The 2,254-nt window shown below is 39.5% G+C and carries 3 protein-coding genes; all 3 read left to right on the plus strand.

The window, feature by feature from the left end:
• The first annotated feature begins 81 nt into the window (after positions 1-81).
• The 3 genes from DW826_RS17785 to DW826_RS17795 are packed head-to-tail and all read left to right on the plus strand — an operon-like array spanning position 82 to position 2,232.
• Complete coding sequence (locus DW826_RS17785; RefSeq protein ID WP_347472433.1) at positions 82-1,152, plus strand: DUF6070 family protein; 1,071 nt, start codon at positions 82-84, stop codon at positions 1,150-1,152.
• A gap of 59 nt (positions 1,153-1,211) precedes the next feature.
• Positions 1,212-1,652: a hypothetical protein gene (locus DW826_RS17790; RefSeq protein ID WP_117553336.1), complete on the plus strand. Its 441-nt coding sequence runs from the start codon at positions 1,212-1,214 to the stop codon at positions 1,650-1,652.
• Positions 1,653-1,668: 16 nt separating this feature from the next.
• The gene (locus DW826_RS17795) at positions 1,669-2,232 is read left to right on the plus strand and encodes a hypothetical protein (RefSeq protein ID WP_242994152.1); all 564 of its coding nucleotides are present in this window, start codon (positions 1,669-1,671) and stop codon (positions 2,230-2,232) included.
• The last annotated feature ends 22 nt before the right edge of the window (positions 2,233-2,254 follow it).

Below are 2,254 nucleotides of genomic sequence, written 5' to 3' on the forward strand. Positions count from 1 at the left end.
TATTAGCCACTACTGTTACAACGTTAGTATAGCACTTCAAAAGAAGCTGCAGAGCAGTGGGAAAAGGGCTATGGACTTCCAGTGGATGAACAGGAGGAAAAGGAAGCTGCGAATGACTGCAAAAAAATGATGGAACTTATTTTTGACATTTATAAGGATGCAGATAAAGGGACAGCATCCAATGTGGTTCTGAATGATGAAACGATTCTGGAAATGCAGAAAAGGTTAATGGAAACAGGATGTCCAGTTTCCACTTTGGTAACATACTCCAATATGGAAAATTATGAAAGCGTGGATCGGTTTCTTGAAGAGTGTACGGATGGGAAAAGTGGTTCTGTTGTAATTTACGAGATACATGGTGATGGCGGTATAGGGAGAATGAAATTTATTTTTGACGGAACAGAGATGTATGTTGTAAGCGCAGGAGGTATATGGAATGACAATAACAAGCCGGGAATGTCCTATATTTCCTATACCAGAATCAAAGAATGGAAGTACACGGAGAAAGGGTGGTTCGGTTATGAGTTATGTGTGCCGGAGCCGCCGGAAGTCAGTGAAATTATGGACGGAAGCTGCCTGATCAGAATAAAACCTATGACAGAGGAACAGCGTGAAATGTCTGAACGTTGTGTTCGGGGGCTTGGATATCAGGGACAGAACCTTTTGTGTTCCAATTGGAATGTAGAAAATATGAGTGAGTTGGATTATAACGGAATGTTTGAATATCTGTATGGAATGAAATATGGCAAAAAGTTCAATTCTGAAGATTATCCAAATGGCATTCCGAAAGAAGAATTCGAAAATCTGATTATGGAGTATCTTCCCATAACAGCGGAGCAGATACGAGAGTACGCAGTATTTGATGAGGAAAATCAGACCTATCTTTGGGCGAGACTTGGGTGTTTCAATTATGCCCCTACCTTTTTTGGAACTTCTCTGCCAGAGGTTGTCGCCATCAAAGAAAATGTGGATGGGACGGTTACGTTAACGGTGGAGGCAGTTTGCGACATGGTCATTTGCGATGATGCAGTCATTACCCATGAACTTACGGTAAGATTTGCAGAGGATGGCAGTTTTCAGTATTTGGGGAATGAAATCCTAAATGACGAAATTATGCAGATACCCGATTACCAATACCGGATTAAAGAATGATTTGATAATAATGGTGTTCCATGGTAATCTTACAGATGTAAGAAAAGAAAGGAGGACACATGAAGAAATTAAAATTAGCTGGAATGCTGGCAGCAGTTGTATTGATAGGCGGAGTAATATCCATTTCATTCATAAATAATAACATTGCCTATAAAGTGGAAAAGGAATTATGTGAAACACCACTGCCAGAGAAAACGGAACTGATAGAGTCAATATCACGGGCAGGGAAGCTGACAGGTAACGGAAACGGGATGCAATATTTTGGTGCAATTTTAATTCGAAGTGATTTGTCTTTGGAAGAATTGGATGCTTACTATTCAGGTTACAGAAGTAATGAATGGGAATGTTTGGTGGAAACTCAGGAAGGGCAGTCCATTGAGGTGATTGATCACGAGACACTACAATTTTCGGAAGAAATAAAGGATAGCGGTTATTACATTCTATATTCATGGGGAAGCGGAAATTCTCTATTGGAAGAACTGGATATACGTGGACATTAAAAGGAGTGTTATAACAATGAAGAAATTTTTGAAAATTATGCTATGTATTATGGGTTCGCTTCTTGCAGTAATTGTAGCATTTTGGTTTAGCATTTCGTATACGGTAAATTACAAGAAGACAACTTGCGATACATCTGTTTCGCCGGATGGAAAATACGAATTGACACTTCAGGCAGTCGGAGAACCAGACTGGCCTTTTGGTTCAGCAAGTGGACGGTTAGTCCTTAAAGAAGGCGAAGATAAGATATCGCAAACAGATTTTGAATTGCACAATGACGGTGCAAGCATCAGTAGCAGCTGTTGGAAGGTTACCTGGCATGAGGATTATGTAGAAATAATTCTATCAGGTGAAGAACAATTTGATGAACAAGTCATTTTATATTTCGATGGTACGAAAGAAATACAGCAATTGACAGATGTAGCAGATATTGAAGTAGAATATCCATCAGGAGAGAGATTAGATGAAAGCCGGGTTATAACTGAACAATCCTTTGATGTAGAATTGAATGATTGGGGTGAAGTACAGTTTGTATCTTATCTGCCGACTTATGAAACGCTCTGGCCCTGTGTGTTAGGATAGTTGTCAGTGAAAGATAATTACA

Source organism: Clostridium sp. AM34-11AC (assembly GCF_003435375.1).
Lineage (GTDB): Bacteria > Bacillota > Clostridia > Lachnospirales > Lachnospiraceae > Pilosibacter > Pilosibacter fragilis.

Coding starts and splice junctions, on each gene's coding strand:
- DW826_RS17795 (WP_242994152.1), top strand. CDS start 1,669: ATGAAGAAATTTTTGAAAATTATGCTATGTATTATGGGTTCGCTTCTT.
- DW826_RS17790 (WP_117553336.1), top strand. CDS start 1,212: ATGAAGAAATTAAAATTAGCTGGAATGCTGGCAGCAGTTGTATTGATA.